Genomic DNA, 17601 nt, shown 5'->3' on the forward strand with positions numbered 1-17601 from the left:
GTCCACCATCACAACTCCGGTACGGACGACGGGAAATGACCCGCCCCCCGACCGGTGTGCCGACGCCGCCTCCAGCAGCGCCCGCGATCAGTGGGCGCCCGGCTTGGCCGCGACGCGCTCCAGGACGGCGTCCAGTTCGGCGCGGGACCACCAGGAGCCGTCCCGCATCACTCCCGCGATCCTTCGGAGAGCGGCGTGGTCCTCCAGCGGGTCCTCGTCGAGGAGCACCAGGTCGGCGGGCATACCTGCGGCGACCTGACCGAACTCGCCTTCCTCGCCCAGGAATCGGGCCGCTTCGGTCGTTGTCATCCGCAGGATGGTCAGCGGGTCGAGCCCGGCCTCGGTGAGGTGGTCGAACTCGTCGTGGAGGGCGAAGCCCGGGATGATTCCCGCCGCCCCGCACGCATCCGTACCGGCGACCATCGGCACTCCGGCGTCGGCGAAGGTCTTGGTCATCCTCAGCTGGGCCGCCCAGTGGTTGTGCAGCGCGTCGCGGGTGACGTCGGGGAGCTGGGAGAACTTCTTCGACGACTTGTCCCAGGTACGCAGTTCCTCGGGGGCCATGTAGCGGCGCCTCGGGTCCTGGGTGTGTTCCGGTGAGTCGCCGAACTGCTGGGTGTGGACCCGGATCAGGGTCGGACACTGCCACGTGGTGTGTTCGACGAAGAGGGCCGCCAGTTCCTCCGCCTTCTGCTGGTCGTACGTGCCGTCGGCGAGGTCGTACGCGTGCGCCTCCGTCTCGGACGTGGCGGTCGCGGGGTTGGTGACCATGCCCTTGATCAGCTTCATCGCCAGCTTGTCGGCGCCCGGGATCTTGACCTTGGGAATCGGCGGGAGCTTGCGGGTGGCGTTGGTGGCCCGCACCTCACCCTCCTTCGAGGACGCCGCGGCGAACACGGTGACACCGGGGCCGAGGTGCTCGATCGACCACACACCGCCGTGGGCCGCCTCACGAGGATCGAGGTCGGCGGGCAGGTGGCCGCCGAGACGGATACCGAGACGGTTCGCCTCCTTCAGAGCCGCCAGGAAGGTCTCCCGGGTCGTCATGCCCGCCTTGACGAAGTCGGCGCCGTCCCGGTGCTGTTCACGTACGGCCTGCACCGCACCGTCGGTGGTGCTCGCGTTCAGCGGGGTCAGCAGGTCACCGGCCGTCGCCTTGAGCGCGGGCGCGCCGGTCGGCTGCGGCAACGTTCCCATGCTCCGGGACTTCAACAGCGCCCGGTTGCCCGACATCTGGCGGAAGCCGACGACACCGTTGGCGAGCATCAACGCGTACGTGCCATCGACGTCCTTCGGGGTGTTCAGGGCGTGCAGGTGCATGTCCATGTACGCCGGGACGACGAACCGGCCCCGCCCCTCCACCACGTGCGCGCCCGAGGTGGGCGCACCGGTCGCGGTCACCGACGTGATCCGGCCGCCTTCGACCACCACGTCCTGGCCGGGGGTGCGGCGCCCGTCCAGCGGGTCGACCACGGTGACGTCGCGCACCACCACGCGCCCGTTGACCGAGGACGGCTCGACGTACCTGCTCATGTCTCTCCTTGATGTCGTCTTGGTGTCATCGCGAGATGTGGTCTTGGTGCCATCGCGGGATGTCGTCTTCGTGTCATCGCGGCGTTCGGGCCTGGGCGGCCGTCATTCGGCGAAGAGGCGACGCGCGTTGCGGGTCGTGAGGTCCCGCCAGGTATCGGTGGCGGAAGGCTGCGCCGCCGAGTCGACGGAGGCAACCTGGGCGAGGGCTCCCTCGGCAGGTGTCCAGCAGTAGTCACTGCCGTACAGGAGGCGCTCGGTGCCGAACGCGCCGTCCAGGGCCGGGATTTGGCGCGGGAAGGGTGTGCCGGCCATGTCGTACCAGAGGCGGCCGAGCTGCTCCAGGGCGCTGGGCGCGTCCTTGTTGCTGCCACCGAACACGGTGCTGAACAAGTCGATGCGGTCGGCGAGCAGCGGCAGCGCTCCCCCGCCGTGGGTCAGCACCCAGCGAATCCGCGGATAGCGGGTGAGTACGCCGCGCAGGAGTAGGTCGCCGGCGGTGCGGGCGGTGTCGAAGAGGAACTCCAGCATCGGCCGCGGCCGCCCCAGGGAGACATCATCGGCGTTGGGCGGTGACGTGGGGTGGACGAAGACGAGGGCGCCGCGGCGGTCGAGGTCCTCCCACAGCGGTTCGAAGCGCGGGTCGCCGAGGTAGACGCCATGGTGGTTGGTCTCCACGGCGACCCCGTCCGCACGGAGCACGTCGAGGGCGTGGGCGACTTCGGCCAGCGAGCCCTCGACGTCGGGCAGCGGTAGGGAGGCGAAGTGGCCGAACCGCTGCGGCCGTTCGGCCCGCACACGGGCGCCGGACTCGTTGACCTCGCGCGCCAGCGAACGGGCCGCGTCGTCGTCCCCGAAATGCACGCCAGGCGAGGAGATCGACAGGTAGGACTTCTCGATGCCCGAGCGGTCCATCAGGTCGAGGTGCTGCTCGACGCTCCACGAGGGCCAGCCCGGCATCCCGTCGGGGTGCTCGACGCCGGCGGACCGGGCCGCGGCGACGTAGCTGTCGGTGACGAAGTGGGCGTGGACGTCAATGAGGCCGGTCGGGGCCGGGGTCGGGGTCATGCGGGGCTCCCTGGATTGCAGGTCCGTACCTGAACCAGCGTAGGAACGCCGCCGTAGGATGGAATCGGTGATGCCAATGAATGAAACGCCGAGTTCTGGTGGCGGCGACTCCCGGCCGCGACGCGGAGGGAAGCCCGCCGAGGGGCAACCGGTCATCGACCGGGCCTTCGCCGTGCTCGGCACGTTCGACAGCGACCACCGTGCGCAGACGCTCGCCGAGCTCGCGCAACGCAGCGATATCCCCCGCAGCAGCGCGCTGCGGCTCGCCCGGTCACTGGTCCACGCCGGTGCGCTGGAACGTCTCGACGACGGCCGTTACGTCGTGGGGCTGCGGCTGCTGGAGACCGCGTCCCTGGCGCCGCGCGGGCACGGGCTGCGGTCCGTGGCCATGCCGTTCATGGAGGACCTCTTCCACGTCACGCGGCAGCACGTGCTGCTCGCCGTGCGGGAGGGCGAGGAGGCCGTGCTCGTCGAGCGGCTCTCGGCGCTCGACGCCAGCCCCGTCCGCTACCGCGTGGGAGGCCGCCTTCCGCTCGCGTCCACCGGCGCAGGACTGGTCCTGCTGGCGTTCGCCCCGCCGCCCGTCCAGGACCACGCCATCGCGACCTACGCCCCCGGCGGCGAGGGCCACGACGACATCTGCACCCCGGCCGACCTGCGGCGCATGCTGGCGGAGGTCCGGCGCGGCGACCACGCATTGGGCCGGCAGAGCCGCCCGTGGCCGGTGACCACCGTGGCCGCGCCGGTGCGGCAGGGGGACGCGGTGGTGGCGGCGTTGTCGGTGGTGGCCCCCAGCACCGGCTTCGCGGAGGCGGGCTACGGTCCGGCGGTGCGGGCGACGGCCCGGGCGATCTCGCGTCGTCTTGACGAGGACGGCCGGCGGACGACGCGTCCCGGCGACGCCGGCACCGATCTGTGAGGCTGCGGCCGGGCCGGGCCGACGTGCGCCTGCCCCCGCCGCGGCGGTTGCCTAGCCCCTATAAACCTCCAACAACCGCAACCACACCTCACTGATCGTCGGATACGCCGGCACCGCATGCCACAGGCGGTCGATCGGGACCTCGCCCGCGATGGCGATCGTTGCCGAGTGGATGAGTTCGCCGACCGCCGGGCCGACGAATGTGACGCCCAGGAGGATCTCGCGGTCGAGGTCGACGATCATGCGGGCGCGGCCCGTGTAGCCGTCGGCGTAGAGGCCGGAGCCGGCCACGTTGGCCATGTCGTAGTCGATCGCGCGGACGCGGTGGCCCGCTGCCTCCGCCTCGGCGAGGGTGAGGCCCGCGCTCGCGGCCTCGGGGTCCGTGAAGACGACCTGCGGGACCGCGTCGTGGTCGGCCGTCGCGGCGTGGGCGCCCCAGCGGTCGGTCTCCAGGAGCGGGACGCCCGAGGCGCGGGCGGTGATCGCGGCGCCGGCGATGCGGGCCTGGTATTTGCCCTGGTGGGTGAGGAGGGCACGGTGGTTGGCGTCGCCGACCGCGTAGAGCCACGTGCTGTTCGTGACGCGGAGGGAGTCGTCGACTTCGAGCCAAGAGCCCGGTTTCAGGCCCACCGTCTCCAGGCCGATGTCGTCCGTGCGCGGCGCGCGGCCCGTCGCGAAGAGGATCTCGTCGGCCTCGAGGGTCGTGCCGTCGTCGAGGGTTGCCGTGACCGTTCCCGCGGGCGACCTCTCCACCGATGCCACCGAGGTTCCCGTGCGGAGTTCCGCGCCCGCCTCGCGCAGCGCGTCCGCGACCAGCTCGCCGGCGAAGGGCTCCATGCGGTCCAGGAGGCCGCTGCCGCGTACGAGCAGCGTGACCTGCGAGCCGAGTGCCTGCCAGGCCGTGGCCATCTCGGTGGCGACCACGCCGCCGCCGACCACGATGAGGCGGCCCGGCACCCGGTCCGCGCTCGTGGCCTCCCGGCTGGTCCACGGCTTCACCACGTCGAGGCCCGGGAGCGGCGGCAGAGCGGCGCGGGTCCCCGTACAGACGGCGACCGCGTGGCGCGCCGTGAGTGAAGTCACCGTGCCGTCCTCGGCGGTGACCGTGACGCCGCGCGGTCCGTCGAGGCGGCCGTGGCCGCGGTACAGGTCGATGCCGATGGACTCCAGCCAGCCGACCTGGCCGTCGTCCTTCCAGTGAGAGGTGTAGTCGTCGCGGTGCGCGAGGACCGCCGGGGCGTCGAGCGGGCCCTGCACCGCCTGGCGCAGGCCCGGCACCCGGCGGGCGTCGGCGCGGGCGATCACCGGGCGGAGCAGCGCCTTACTGGGCATGCACGCCCAGTACGAGCACTCACCTCCGACGAGCTCGCTCTCCACGATGGCGGCGCTCAGTCCCCCGGCTCGCGCGCGGTCGGCGACGTTCTCGCCGACGGGTCCGGCTCCGAGCACTACGACGTCGTACGCGATGGCTTCGGTCATACGCGCCAGTGTCTCAGTGTGGTCGGATGTGTGCGTGCCGAGCACATGGGTACGAGCGCGGAATACGTCCGACATCCGGACGGTTGTGCACAGCGGCTTTGCCCCCGACGGCTTCGCCCCGAACCCCGGAAGCAGGAAGAGGGAAAACACCATGAGCAGCACCACCACGGAGCTGACCAAGGAGAACTTCGATCAGACGGTCACGGAGAACGAGTTCGTACTGATCGACTTCTGGGCTGACTGGTGCGGGCCTTGCAAGCAGTTCGCCCCGGTCTACGAGGAGGCCGCTGAGGCCAATCCGGACCTGGTGTTCGGCAAGGTCGACACCGAGGCGCAGCCGGAGCTTGCCGCCGCTTTCGGGATCCAGTCGATCCCGACGCTGATGATCGTGCGTGACCAGGTTGCCGTGTTCGCGCAGCCGGGGGCGCTGCCGAAGGAGGCACTCGAGGACGTCATCGGCCAGGCCCGCAAGCTGGACATGGACGAGGTCCGTGCGTCGGTCGCCGAGCAGCAGGCGAAGGCCGAGCAGGAGGGCCAGGGGCAGGGTCAGGGTCAGGAGGGCTGAGACTCCTCCTCCCCCTCCCTCTGTCACTCGACTGAACCCGAGGCGGTCGCCTTTTTGGCGGCCGCCTCGCGGCATACCCGCGTCCTTGCCGGTGGGGCGCGCGCGTCAGGCCGACTCGCGTGCCACCAGTGTCACCGCCAGCGCCTCGCGCGGTTCCGGCTCCGTGTCCTCCTCCGGGGCCCTGACCAGGCGGTCCACCAGTTCGGCCAGCTCCCGGCCCGAGGGCAGGTCGAGGCGCACCGTGCTCAGGCGGGGGCGCAGCAGCCGGCCCAGCATCAGGTCGTCGGCGCCCATCACGGCGACGTCGCCGGGGATGTCGACGCCCGCGTCCTGGAGCGCGCGCATCAGCAGCATGGCGTACTCGTCGTTGTAAGCGAACACGGCTTGGAGCCCCAACTCGCTTACCTGCGCTGCGACTTGGGACGCGTCCTGCTCGTCGTACGCGAGGGGCAGCGGGACCGTCTCCGCGCCCGCCTCGCGTACGCCCTCAAGACGCGGCACCGCGAACATGTCGAGGCCCGTCTCCTTCGGCATGACGACGCCGATACGCCGGCGGCCACCGTTCAGGAGATGCGCGGCGGCGACGCGGCCGACCTCCCGGTGGTCCGTGAGCAGGGCGTGCGGGCCCTCGACCGGCTCCGGGCCGAGCGTGATGACCGCGCGGGCCCCGGAGCGGCGGAGCACCGCGATGCCGTCGGGTCCCATTCCGACCGGGCCCAGCACGGCGACGGGGCGCAGCTCGGCCCAGGCGCGCGCGGCGTCGTCGCCGCTGAGGCCCACGCTGCCGTACTGCACGACGGTGTAGTCGAGGCGGCTCAGCGCCCACTGGAGTTCGTTGAGGAAGGCGCTGTACAGAGGCCCGATCGGGACGTCGGGGGTGGGCACGAGGACGATCCGGGTGCGTCCCGCGCGCAGGCTGCGGGCGGCGGCGTGCGGGACGTAGCCGAGTTCCTTGGCGGCCGCGTGGACGCGCCGCCGGGTCGGCTCGCTGATGCGGACCGCGCTCGTGTTGTTGAGGACGTAGCTGACGGTGGCGCGCGAGACCCCGGCGAGGCGTGCGACATCGGCGCTCGTGGGCAGGGCGCCGGATGCGGCCTTGTGGGGCACGGACGGCTGGGCGGACTGCTGCTTCGGTATCTGCACCATGACGTACGGCATCCTTGCAGACGCCGCCCAGCGGCTTCGGCTACCCCCTGCCCCTGGCCCCTACCCCTGGCTCAGCCCCGCGCCAAGGTCCTCCACAGCTTCGGGTCCTCGAAGTTCAGCGCCCACAGGACCGTGTTCCGTACGCCGTACTTCCGCAGGACCGGGAGGTGTGCGGCGGTGCCGGCGGCGTCCTGGTACCAGACGGTGCGGCGGGTCGCCTTCTTGCCCTTGCCCTCCTTGTACGTGAAGTGGGGGGTACGGGACTCCGGGTCGAGGACGTAGCGGGCGCCGACCTTGCGACGCAGCACCTCGGCGGACTTCGACGTGACGTGCCGGGCGCGGTGCTTGCCGCCGCCGTGGGGGCCGCCGACCTTCCAGTTCCAGCCGTACGCGGGCAGGCCCATCTCCAGTTTGGCGCGCGGGACTTGGGTGGTGGCGCGGGACAGGATCTCGTCGTACCACTGGGGCGAGGCCAGCGGTCCCGGCTTGCCCTCCGCGGAGTGCAGGTTGTACGCCATGATCCGCACGCGGTCGGCGGCGGCGCCCAGCTTCCTGTAGTCCCAGATGCGGCCCGTCGAACGGGTCTTGGGCATCACGGTCAGGAAGCACTTCTTGCCGGAGGCGTGCAGGCGCGCGCAGAGTTGGGTGGCGAAGGTGGTGTAACCGGCGCGCACCGCACGGTACTTGTCGTCGGGGGCGGTGGCGATCGACTCGTAGTCGATGTCGAGCCCGTCGTAGGCGCGGCTGCGGACGACGTCGAGGAGCGCGTCGATGTGGCGGGTGCGGGACTTCTTGTTGTTCAGGACCTTGGCCAAGGCGCTCGGCTTCATCGTCTCCATGACCGTGGGGACGACCTGGATGCCGCGGGCGTGCAGTCCGTTGATGATGCGGCGCTCGCCCGCGCCGGTGTGGCCGGCGACGCGGGCCGCGGATTTCGTCTCGTACCAGAAGGGGCTGATGGTGCGGATCTGCGCTGCGTGGGCGAGGGCGTTCTGGTAGGCGGCCTCCTGGTCCCAGTACGGGAGCCAGGCGGAGACGGTGCGCGGGGGCGCGGCCTCGGATGCGGCGGGCCCGGCGGGCGCCGCGGCGGTGAGGGCGAGGGTCCCCGCGAGGACGCTGAGGACGGTGGTGTGACGTCGTTTCATGGGGCGAGCCTGCGACCCATCCGGCGTACCCGCCGCAGGGATTGGGCCGGTCGGCGTCTAACGTGACCCGCGTGACTGCCTATACGGATGACCATGCATACGAACACCCCGGCCGCGGCGGCGCGACGGCCACGGTGGAGGCCGAGCCGACACGGGTCGGCGCGGTGCGCACCGAGTACGCGCCCGCGCACGACGGCGACCCGGATCCCGGCGAGATCGTGTGGACCTGGGTGCCGTACGAGGAGAACGACGGGCGCGGCAAGGACCGCCCGGTGCTCGTGGTCGCCCGGGAGGCGGCGGGCACCCTGCTGGCGGTTCAGCTGTCCAGCAAGCGGCACGACGGCGACCGCGAGTGGGTGGCGCTCGGCTCCGGCCCCTGGGACAGGGACGGCCGGGACTCGTGGGTGGACCTCGACCGCGTGCTGCGCGTGCACGAGAAGGGGATGCGCCGCGAGGCCTGCGCCCTGGACCGCGGCCGGTTCAACACGGTGGTGCTGCGGCTCCGGGAGCGCTACGGCTGGCGCTGACCGCCAGCGCGAAAGGCCCGCTCGAACGTGGAGCGGGTGGCCGCGCCCTTCGTCCGGTCGAGAACGGCGAACACGACCTGCTCGAAGCGGTCCGCGAAACGCCCTTCGAGCGGGGCGCGGAAGGCCTCGGCCACCCGCCCCGGATCGTTGCGGAACACCCCGCAGCCCCAGGCTCCGAGGACGAGCCGCCGGTACCCCTCGGCCGCGGCGACCTCCAGCACACGCTCGGCGCGCGCGGCCAGGGCCGCGGGTATCTCGTGCACCCGCTCCGGGGTGCGCTGCGCGATCACTCCCGCGTTCGGCGCGGGTGACGTCAGGAAGCCGGCCTCGAACGGCGCGTCGAGCAGCCGGCCCTGGTCGTCACGGAACACCGGGACGGCCGGCGCGTGAATGACCCGGTCGCTGTAGAAGGCGTCGCGGTGCTCGCGGTGGTGGGCGTAGAACTCGGGCACCTCGATGAGGCACGTGTACAGCGCGGAGCAACGACAGAGCGCCTCTTCCTGGGCCTGCGCTCCGTTGAGGTAGCCGCCTCCGGGGTTGCGCGCCGAGGCGAAGTTCAGGACCGCCACCGGCTGCGGCCGCTCCCCCACCATGCGCCGCGCCGCCTCCAGGCTGCTCTCGCCCGTGACCTCGACGCGCGTCCGGTCCGCAGACGACGCCGGCGGCACGGGCGATACGTGTGTCACCGGCGACACCGGCGGCATCGGTGGCACGGGCACCGGGTCGGGCCCGTACATCCTGGTGCCCGCCCGCGCCCGCTCCACCGCGGCGCCGATCGTCACCACGCGGCCCCCGTCGCCCGCGTACTCCCCCGAGTCGACGATCTTCTCCGTGCTCCGCGCGAGCTCGCGCAGTCGTGCGCTCACGCCGCGTCCCCCGTCGTCTCCCCCCGTCGTGTTCATGAATCCATCGTGTACGCACAGTGACTGCTCGGGCAACAGGTTTTCGCCGTGCCCGGACAAGTGCCGGACAAGTCCCGGGGATGTCCAGAGGCACTCTTGTGCGAGCCGCCCGAACCGTCTTGGGTGGAGGGTCTGCATCGCCCGGAAGGGGCCCGAACCACGGGCCGAATCGACGGCATGGCCCCCACCAGGGACCATGGAGAACGTGCGAACCAGGAGGAATCCCCCATGAGCGAGGGAGACTGTACGGCGTTCGGTGAGCTGGTCACCGAGGCCGAGGCGGAGGCTCTGGTACGGGGCATCTGCTTCAAAACCGGACCACCGCGCAAGGTCGGGGTCGAGCTGGAATGGATCGTGCACGAGCCGCGGCCCCTGCTGAAGCCGTGGCACCCCTTACCACCCGAACGACTCGATGCGGCGTACGTCGCACTGCGCGCCCTGCCTCTGAGCTCGGCGCTCACCGTGGAACCCGGCGGGCAGCTGGAACTCAGTTCGCTCCCCGCCTCTTCCCTCACCGAATGCGTCTCGGCCATGCGGGCCGACCTGACCGCCGTGCGCGCCGCGCTCCGCGGCCACGGACTCACCCTGTCGGGACACGGCACCGACCCGTGGCTCCCCCCGCGGCGCGTTCTCCATCAACCCCGTTACGACGCCCTGGAGGCGTCACTCGACCGTGCCGGGCCCGCCGGGCGCTCCATGATGTGCTCGTCCGCGTCCGTGCAGGTGTGTCTGGACGCGGGGCACGAGGAGCCGGGCCCGCAGGGGCTCGGCAGGCGCTGGCGGCTCGCGCATCTGCTGGGCGCGGTCCTGGTGGCCGCTTTCGCCAACTCGCCGATGCTGTCCGGGCGCCCGACCGGCTGGCGCTCCACGCGGCAGTTGCTGTGGGAGCGGATCGACGTGGGCCGCTCCGGCGGCGTACCCCTCGACTTCGATCCGCGCGAGGCATGGGCACGGCACGTGCTCGACGCGCCCGTGATGTGCGTGCGTGCCGAGGACGGGCCGTGGCAGGTGCCGGACGGGCTGACCTTCCGCGAGTGGGCGCGCACGGGTGAGCCGCGGCCGCCGGCCCACTCGGATCTCGACTACCACCTGACCACCCTCTTCCCGCCCGTGCGCCCGCGCGGACACCTCGAACTGCGCATGATCGACGCGCAGTCGGGCGACGACGGGTGGCTGGTGCCGCTCGCCGTCACCACCGCCCTGTTCGACGACCCGCAGGCCGCCGAGACCGCGTACCGCGCGGTCAAGCCGCTCGCGGAGCGCGCGGGCCCGCAGCCCGCTCCGCACAACCCGCTGTGGCACGACGCGGCGCGGCTCGGCCTCACCGATCCCGAGCTGCGCGAGGCCGCCACGGCCTGCTTCACGACGGCGCTGGAAGCACTGCCGAGGATCGGCGCGGGCCCGGACGTGCGGCAGGCGGTCGCGGACTTCACGCGCCGCTATGTCGTCCGCGGCCGCTGCCCCGCCGACGACGTGCTCGACCAGCTCACGCGACAACCCGCTCAGGGGAGGACGGTCCGGTCATGACCGCTGAGGAGAATGTCACCACGGACCCGGAGGCGCTTCGCGGCCGCGCCGCGGACGCACTCGAGGCCGCCCGGCGCCGCACGACACTGCTGACGAGCTGTGTCGAAGAGGGCGAACTCACCGCCCAGCACTCGCCGTTGATGTCACCGCTCGTCTGGGATCTCGCGCACATCGGGAACCAGGAGGAGCAGTGGCTGCTGCGCGCGGTCGCGGGCCAGGAGGCGATCCGCCCCGAGATCGACCCGCTGTACGACGCCTTCGAGCACCCGCGCTCGGAGCGCCCGAGCCTGCCGCTGCTCGCGCCGCATGAGGCGCGCGGCTATGCGGCGGACGTCCGCGGGCGCGCCTTCGATGTGCTGGAGAAGGCCTCGTTCGAGCCGGAGGGGATGCGGAGTCTCACCCGCTCGGGCTTCGCCTTCGGGATGATCGCCCAGCACGAGCAGCAGCACGACGAGACGATGCTGATCACGCATCAGCTGAGGAAGGGCGGCGCGGCGCTCACCGCGCCCGACCCGGAGCCCCGGGCGCGTCCGTACGACGGTCCCGCCGAAGTCCTCGTCCCCGGCGGGCCGTTCACGATGGGCACGACGGCCGAGCCGTGGGCCCTGGACAACGAGCGTCCCGCGCACACCCGCCTGGTTCCGCCGTTCCACATCGACACGACGCCGGTGACGAACGCCGCGTACATGGAGTTCGTCGAGGAGGGCGGCTACCGGGAGGAGCGCTGGTGGGCGCCGGCCGGCTGGGCGATGGTGCGCGAACACGGCCTCGAGGCGCCGCTGTTCTGGCGCCGCGAGGGCGGGCAGTGGCTGCGCAGGCGGTTCGGGGTGACCGAGCCCGTGCCGCCGGACGATCCGGTGCTGCACGTGAGCTGGTACGAGGCCGACGCCTATGCGCGGTGGGCGGGGCGCCGCCTGCCGAGCGAGGAGGAGTGGGAGAAGGCGGCCCGCCACCACCCGGCCTCGGGCCGTTCGATGCGCTATCCCTGGGGTGACACGGACCCGACGCCTGACCGCGCCAACCTGGGCCAGCGCCACCTGCGGCCCGCCACGGCCGGCAGCTATGAACTCGGCGAATCCCCGCTCGGCGTACGGCAGTTGATGGGCGACGTGTGGGAGTGGACGTCGAGCGACTTCCTGCCCTACCCGGGGTTCGTGGCGTATCCGTACCGCGAGTATTCGGAAGTGTTCTTCGGGTCCGACCACAAGGTGCTGCGCGGTGGTTCGTTCGCCGTGGACGCGGTGGCGTGCCGGGGCACGTTCCGCAACTGGGACCATCCGATCCGGCGGCAGATCTTCTCCGGGTTCCGCACGGCGTGCGACGCCGAGCCACTGGAGCGTGCCTGATGTGCCGTCATCTTGCCTATCTGGGGCCGCCGGTACCGCTCGGCGAGGTCGTCGACGCGCCGCCGCACAGCCTGTTCCGGCAGTCCTGGGCGCCACGCAGGCAGCGCCACGGCACGGTCAACGCCGATGGATTCGGGGTGGGTTGGTACGCGGACGGCGACCCGGTGCCCGCCCGCTACCGCCGCGCGGGACCCATCTGGGGCGACGCGGCCTACCAGGACCTGGCCCGCGTGGTCCGCTCCGGGGCGCTGCTCGCGGCGGTCCGTGACGCGACGCTGGCCGGGGCGGACGGGGAGGCGGCAGCGGCCCCGTACGCGACCGGGCCCTGGCTGTTCAGCCACAACGGGGCGGTACCGGGCTGGCCGCAGTCCCTGACCTCTCTGACACCCACCCTGCCGCCGACGGACCTGCTCTCCATGGAGGCCCGCTGCGACGCGGCGTTCCTGTGGGCGCTCGTCCTGCACCGGCTGCGGGCGGGCGACGAGGAGGCGCAGGCGCTCGCCGACACCACCCTGGAGATCGCCGAGGCGGCACCCACCGCCCGCCTCAACTTCCTGCTCACCAACGGCGAGACGATCACCGCCACGGCCTGGGGCGACACCCTGTGGTACCGCACCGAGCCGGGCCGCTCCGTCGTCGTCGCCTCCGAGCCCTACGACGACGATCCGCACTGGATCGAGGTCCCCGACCGCACGCTGCTCGCGGCGAGCCGCACCGACGTCCTGTTGACCCCGCTCAAGGAGCCCTCCGCGTGAGCCCGTTCCGCATGACCCGCACCCTGCCCGAGGACGCCACCGACGCAGCCCTTCGGGCCGACGTCCAGCACGGCCTGACCAGCTCCCCGAAGACACTGCCGCCCAAGTGGTTCTACGACGCGCGCGGCAGCGAACTCTTCGACGAGATCACCCAGTTGCCCGAGTACTACCCGACCCGCGCCGAGCGCGAGATCCTTATCGCGCGCGCCCACGAGATCGCCGCGGCGACCGGTGCGCGCACGCTCGTCGAGCTGGGCTCCGGCTCGTCCGACAAGACGCGCCACCTCCTGGACGCGCTCACCGACCTCACGACGTACGTGCCCGTGGACGTGAGCGAGAGCGCGCTGCGCGGCGCGGCGGACACGCTCCTCGCCGAGCGGCCCGCGCTCGACATCCACGCCATGGTCGCCGACTTCACGGCCTCGTTGGAGCTGCCGGAGACACCCGGGCCGCGCCTGGTCGCGTTCCTCGGCGGCACGATCGGCAATCTGCTGCCGGACGAGCGGTCGGCCTTCCTGACGGCGGTGCGCGGCCTGCTCTCCCCCGGCGACTTCTTCCTCCTCGGCACGGACCTGGTCAAGGACGAGGCGACGCTGGTGGCGGCGTACGACGACGCGGCGGGCGTCACGGCCGCGTTCAACAAGAACGTGCTGTCCGTGATGGACCGCGAGCTCGGCGCCGATTTCCGTCCCGACGCGTTCGAGCACGTCGCCCTGTGGAACGCCGAGTGCGAGTGGATCGAGATGCGGCTGCGCTCCACCACGGCGCAGACCGTGAAGATCCCGGCCCTCGACCTCGAGGTCGACTTCGCGGCGGGCGAGGAGGTGCGCACGGAGGTCTCGGCGAAGTTCCGCCAGGAGGGCGTGAAGGCGGAACTTCACGACGTGGGCCTTGAGTTGGGCCACTGGTGGACGGACGAGGAGGGAAGGTTCGCGCTGTCGTTGAGCAGGGCGTCGGCCGGGCCCTTCTAGGCGGGGCCCTTCTGGACGGGGCTCTTCTAGGCGGGGCCCTCAGGACCTGTCCGACGGGCCGGCGGGACGGTCCGCTGTGACCAGCCAGGACGTGCTGAGCAGCCGGACCGTCCCGTCCGCCGCCTCGAAACCGCGCAGGTGGTCCGTCAGGGTGCCGCGGGCGCGGGCCTGCGCGCCCGCGCCGGTCTGCTCCATCAGGTGGCGGCCAGGGCCGGTCCCCAGCAAGAACTCCGCCGCGTCCTCGGCGCCGGTCCCCCATGTCCCGTGGGCCTGCGCCTGGTTGACGGTGACGGCGGTGAAGCCGGCCGCGGCGAGTACCTCGCGGATGCGGTCCGGGTCGGCGAGGGAGAACATGCCGGGCAGCCCCGCCCGCCCGAGGTCGCCGACCGGCAGGACGCCGCGCAGGGATGCCATCGCCGCGACCCAGTCGTTGAGGGCGGCGGCGGCCGGGCAGACGAAGGCCAGGCGGCCGCCGGGGCGCAGCGCCCTGCCGACGTTGGCGAAGGCCGCTTCAGGGTCGGCGTAGAACATCACCCCGTAGCGACTGATCCCCGCGTCGAACGCGCCCGCCTCGAAGGGATGCGTCTGCGCGTCGCCCTGCGTGAAGGAAATGTTGGCGATGCCCTCCCGGTTCGCGCGGGCCCGCGCCTCGGCCAGCATGGGGCCCGACAGGTCGAGGCCCACCGCGTAACCGTGGGGCACCCGGAGCGCGGCGAGGCGTGTGGTCTGCCCGGAGCCGCAGCCGAGGTCGAGGACCCGTTCGCGCCCGGCGACCCGGGCGGCGGCGAGGAGCGGGGCGTTGAACCCCTCGTTGACGGCGTTCCAGCGGTCCTGGTGCCGGGCCCAGTGGGCGCCTTCCGGGCCGTTCCACGCATGCGCCTGCTCTGTGTTGACGATGTCCGGCACGGGGGCCTCCTCGGGTGAAGGACGGAGAATGGGCGTGCGCCCAAACAGTATGGGCATGTGCCCAACCTGGCAATCCCCGCTACCATCCGGGATGTCGTGCCCCTCGCGGGCAGCGGAACCGGAACGGAAGAGGGGCCCATGTCACCGCGCGGAGTGGCGACGCCCGATGTGCGCGAGCGACTGTTCGCGGCCGCCGAGCGCGTCGTGCAGAGGGACGGCCCTGGCGCGCTCACCAGTCGGTCCGTGACCACCGAGGCGGGCTGCGCCAAGGGGCTGCTGCACACGCACTTCGCGGGGCTCGACGAGTTCGTGGCCGAACTCTGCCTGGACCGCTTCGCGCGGACCGCGACGAAGGCGCGGGCACTGTCGGAGCTCGTCGGAAAGGGCACGGTGGCGGGGAACGTCGACGACGTCGCCCAGGCGCTGTTCGACTCCGGTGGCCCTGCCGTCTCGGGCCTCGCCATGACCCGCCCCGCCGCCGCGCTGCGCGTCCGCGAGGCACTGGAGGGCGGGGCGCCCGGCTTCGCGACCATCCAGGAGGCCGTCACCGGCTATTTGGAGGCCGAGCGGGAGCTCGGCCGGGTGGCGCGGGCCCTCGACGCGGGCGCGACGGCCCTCGCCGTCGTCGGCACCGCCCATCACCTTCTGATGACGAGCTGGCCGGGCGCACCGGACCCGCGGCCCGAAATGACGCGACTGGTGGCCGCGTTGGTGTGCAGGTCATAGACCCTGTCTTCAAACTCCCGTCTGCCCGACGGCGTTGACGGGAGTTCGAGAACAAGGCCTAGTGGCCCGCGGGCTCCGCGGCCGCACCGGTAGCGGACCTGCCCTCTGGGACCGCGGACTTGGGCGGCTTGTCCGTTCCGGCGTCGGCCTGGCGGCTCCGCGTGCGGTGCCGCAGCAGGGCCAGCGGGGTGAGGAGTACGGCCAGGAGGCCGCCGCCCAGGCCCAGGGCGGGGAAGCCGGCGCCCGCCACCACCGCGCCGGAGGCCGCCCCGCCCGTGGCGCCCGCGAGGGAGATGCCGACGTCGACGAGGCCCTGGGTGCGGGCCCGGGTGGCCACGGGGAGCGCGTCCGTGATGAGGGCGGTGCCGCTGACGAGGCCGAAGTTCCAGCCGAGGCCCAGCAGGACCAGGGCCGTGGCGAGCGCGGCCACGGAGTGCGGCGGCGCCAGGGCGGCGAGCGCACCCGCCGCGAGCAGCGTCGCCCCGGAGGCCGCGGCCAGCCACAGCCGTCCGATGCGGTCGACAAGGAGTCCCGTGAGCGGGGACGGCAGATACATGGCACCCACGTGCAGGGCGATGACCAGGCCCGTGGCCTGGGTACCGTGCCCGTGGGCCTGCATGTGGACCGGTGTCATCGTCATGACAGCGATCATCACGAGCTGGGTGAGGACCATGACGGCGGTGCCGGTGGCCACGCCGCGGGTGTCCGTACGTCCTGCGTTTCCGGTGGCCGACACCCGCTCCGCCGCCTGCTCCTCGGCCGCTCGCTCGCGCGAGAGCAGCAGCGGGTCGGGGCGCAGGAGGACGGCCAGGGCCACGGAGGCCGCACCGTACGCGACCGTGGCGAGCAGGAAGGGGCCCGCGAGGCGCGGTATGCCCCAGGCGTGCGCCCAATTGCCCGTCGCGTGGACGAGGTTGGGGCCGATGACCGCCCCGAACGTCGTCGCGAACAGGACGGTGCTGACCGCCCGGCCGCGCCGCGCGGGCGAGGCGAGGTCGGCCCCGGCGTACCGGGCGAGGAGGTTGGCGGCCGTGCCCGCGCCGTACACCAGCAGGGAGACGAACAGCAGCGGCACGCTGCCCGCGACCGCGGCGAGCACGACGCCGAGGCTGCCGACCGCGCCGGTCCCGTACCCCAGGGCGAGTCCGGGGCGGCGGCCCCACCGCTGGCAGAGCCGCCCGATGCCCACCGACCCGAGCGCGGCGCCCCCGGTGAACAGCGCGCTGGGCAGCCCGGCAAGACCCGTGGAGCCCAGCATCTGCTCGGCGAGCAACGCCCCCACGGTGATGCCTGCGGCGAGGCCCGCCCCGCTCAGGGCCTGGCAGAGGACGAGGACGGCCAGCACCCGCCGCTGCGCGGGGTGTTCGGGCGTCGGCCGTCCGGCCTGCGGGGACCGTGCCGCAGAGGTCACGCCGCGCCCATCGGCTCGGCGGGGGCGCTCGGCGCCATCGGTTCGAGCGCCGCGATCTCGTCCAGCGGCATGCCCAGGTGCTGGTGCAGGTAGCGCACGATGGTCCAGTGCGGCAGCGCACCCTCGTCGAAGGGCCCGAACTCCCGGCAGTGCAGCGGGATCCAGCGCAGCGCCTCCTCGGCGACCTGCTCGCGGCCCGGCTCGGCCTGGTAGTCCTCGTAGGCGATGCTGCGATGGTGGATGAAGTACCGGCCCGGCAGGCGCTCCTCGCACAGGGCGACGTACTCGCGGGTCTGCAGGATCAGGTAGTGCCAGATCTCGTCAATGGCCTGCTCGACGGGGAGGAAGAGGCCACTGAGCCGCTCGCGGTACTTCGAGACGAGGTAGAGGTAGCGGAGGCACTCGGTGATCTGCCGCTCCACGTAGGCGCGTTCCTCGCCGGTCTCCTCCTCGCCGGTCTCCTTCACGAAGTACGCGACCACCTCGCCGTGCAGGTCGTGCCCGAGCAGTTCGCGAAGGTCCTCACCGGCGACGGTCGCGGCGGGCGCCTCATGCGGGTCGTTCTGGTTGCCCATGTGGCTCTGGTTATCCACGTGGTTCTGGTCGTTCACGTCGTTCCCCTCAGGTGCTTCCCTCGGTGCTTCCCGGGTACGTCCCGGCCCTCACTCCCCCGCATGG

The 17601-nt window shown here is 72.5% G+C and carries 17 protein-coding genes; 8 read left to right on the forward strand and 9 right to left on the reverse strand.

Annotated features, from left to right (window positions below):
• Positions 1-87 precede the first annotated feature (87 nt).
• Both OHA73_RS03695 and OHA73_RS03700 read right to left on the reverse strand, forming a co-directional pair.
• A complete protein-coding gene (locus OHA73_RS03695; RefSeq protein WP_327654153.1) occupies positions 88-1533 on the reverse strand; it encodes an amidohydrolase family protein in 1446 nt (481 codons plus the stop codon).
• A 102-nt stretch (positions 1534-1635) separates the two neighbouring features.
• A complete protein-coding gene (locus OHA73_RS03700; protein ID WP_327654154.1) occupies positions 1636-2598 on the reverse strand; it encodes an amidohydrolase family protein in 963 nt (320 codons plus the stop codon).
• 70 nt (positions 2599-2668) lie between these two features.
• On the opposite strand from OHA73_RS03700, the gene OHA73_RS03705 reads away from it, so the two are divergent.
• Complete coding sequence (locus OHA73_RS03705) at positions 2669-3517, forward strand: IclR family transcriptional regulator (protein ID WP_327654155.1); 849 nt, start codon at positions 2669-2671, stop codon at positions 3515-3517.
• Positions 3518-3568: 51 nt separating this feature from the next.
• On the opposite strand, the gene OHA73_RS03710 is transcribed toward OHA73_RS03705, so the two are convergent.
• Positions 3569-4996, reverse strand: coding sequence for a dihydrolipoyl dehydrogenase family protein (locus OHA73_RS03710; protein WP_327654156.1), 1428 nt, complete (start codon positions 4994-4996; stop codon positions 3569-3571).
• Positions 4997-5147: 151 nt separating this feature from the next.
• Here OHA73_RS03710 and trxA point away from each other — a divergent pair, with 151 nt between their 5' ends.
• Positions 5148-5561 carry a thioredoxin gene (gene trxA, locus OHA73_RS03715; protein WP_266717420.1) on the forward strand — a complete coding sequence of 138 codons (414 nt, stop codon included), beginning with the start codon at positions 5148-5150 and terminating at the stop codon, positions 5559-5561.
• A gap of 105 nt (positions 5562-5666) precedes the next feature.
• Here trxA and OHA73_RS03720 read toward each other — a convergent pair whose 3' ends face one another.
• Both OHA73_RS03720 and OHA73_RS03725 read right to left on the reverse strand, forming a co-directional pair.
• Entirely contained in the window at positions 5667-6707 is a 1041-nt protein-coding gene (locus tag OHA73_RS03720) for a LacI family DNA-binding transcriptional regulator (protein WP_327654157.1), read from the reverse strand.
• Positions 6708-6778: 71 nt separating this feature from the next.
• Complete coding sequence (locus OHA73_RS03725; RefSeq protein ID WP_327654158.1) at positions 6779-7852, reverse strand: glycosyl hydrolase family 18 protein; 1074 nt, start codon at positions 7850-7852, stop codon at positions 6779-6781.
• A gap of 71 nt (positions 7853-7923) precedes the next feature.
• On the opposite strand from OHA73_RS03725, the gene OHA73_RS03730 reads away from it, so the two are divergent.
• A complete protein-coding gene (locus tag OHA73_RS03730) occupies positions 7924-8379 on the forward strand; it encodes a type II toxin-antitoxin system PemK/MazF family toxin (protein ID WP_266717416.1) in 456 nt (151 codons plus the stop codon).
• On the opposite strand, the gene OHA73_RS03735 is transcribed toward OHA73_RS03730, so the two are convergent.
• A complete protein-coding gene (locus tag OHA73_RS03735; RefSeq protein WP_443063026.1) occupies positions 8364-9281 on the reverse strand; it encodes a TIGR02452 family protein in 918 nt (305 codons plus the stop codon). The two genes, OHA73_RS03730 and OHA73_RS03735, sit on opposite strands and share 16 nt — an antisense overlap.
• Positions 9282-9509: 228 nt before the next feature.
• Here OHA73_RS03735 and egtA point away from each other — a divergent pair, with 228 nt between their 5' ends.
• The 4 genes from egtA to egtD are packed head-to-tail and all read left to right on the forward strand — an operon-like array spanning position 9510 to position 13880.
• Positions 9510-10808: an ergothioneine biosynthesis glutamate--cysteine ligase EgtA gene (egtA, locus tag OHA73_RS03740; protein WP_266717412.1), complete on the forward strand. Its 1299-nt coding sequence runs from the start codon at positions 9510-9512 to the stop codon at positions 10806-10808.
• Positions 10805-12154 carry an ergothioneine biosynthesis protein EgtB gene (egtB, locus tag OHA73_RS03745; RefSeq protein ID WP_327654159.1) on the forward strand — a complete coding sequence of 450 codons (1350 nt, stop codon included), beginning with the start codon at positions 10805-10807 and terminating at the stop codon, positions 12152-12154. The genes egtA and egtB overlap by 4 nt, the downstream gene beginning before the upstream one ends.
• Positions 12154-12909: an ergothioneine biosynthesis protein EgtC gene (gene egtC / locus OHA73_RS03750; RefSeq protein ID WP_266717409.1), complete on the forward strand. Its 756-nt coding sequence runs from the start codon at positions 12154-12156 to the stop codon at positions 12907-12909. Before egtB ends, egtC begins: the two co-directional genes overlap by 1 nt.
• Positions 12906-13880 (forward strand): L-histidine N(alpha)-methyltransferase, encoded by a 975-nt coding sequence (egtD, locus tag OHA73_RS03755; protein ID WP_327654160.1) that lies wholly within the window; start codon positions 12906-12908, stop codon positions 13878-13880. Before egtC ends, egtD begins: the two co-directional genes overlap by 4 nt.
• 39 nt (positions 13881-13919) lie before the next feature.
• Here the strand turns inward: egtD and OHA73_RS03760 are convergent, their stop codons facing one another.
• On the reverse strand, positions 13920-14786 hold the full coding sequence (locus tag OHA73_RS03760) for a class I SAM-dependent methyltransferase (RefSeq protein ID WP_327654161.1): 867 nt from the start codon (positions 14784-14786) through the stop codon (positions 13920-13922).
• Positions 14787-14924: 138 nt separating this feature from the next.
• Here OHA73_RS03760 and OHA73_RS03765 point away from each other — a divergent pair, with 138 nt between their 5' ends.
• The gene (locus OHA73_RS03765; protein ID WP_267072144.1) at positions 14925-15512 is read left to right on the forward strand and encodes a TetR/AcrR family transcriptional regulator; all 588 of its coding nucleotides are present in this window, start codon (positions 14925-14927) and stop codon (positions 15510-15512) included.
• 58 nt (positions 15513-15570) lie between these two features.
• On the opposite strand, the gene OHA73_RS03770 is transcribed toward OHA73_RS03765, so the two are convergent.
• A complete protein-coding gene (locus OHA73_RS03770; protein ID WP_327654162.1) occupies positions 15571-16923 on the reverse strand; it encodes an MFS transporter in 1353 nt (450 codons plus the stop codon).
• Positions 16920-17498, reverse strand: coding sequence for a hypothetical protein (locus OHA73_RS03775; RefSeq protein ID WP_327658400.1), 579 nt, complete (start codon positions 17496-17498; stop codon positions 16920-16922). The genes OHA73_RS03770 and OHA73_RS03775 overlap by 4 nt, the downstream gene beginning before the upstream one ends.
• Positions 17499-17601: the final 103 nt, after the last annotated feature.

This window comes from Streptomyces sp. NBC_00483 (assembly GCF_036013745.1).
Lineage (GTDB): Bacteria > Actinomycetota > Actinomycetes > Streptomycetales > Streptomycetaceae > Streptomyces.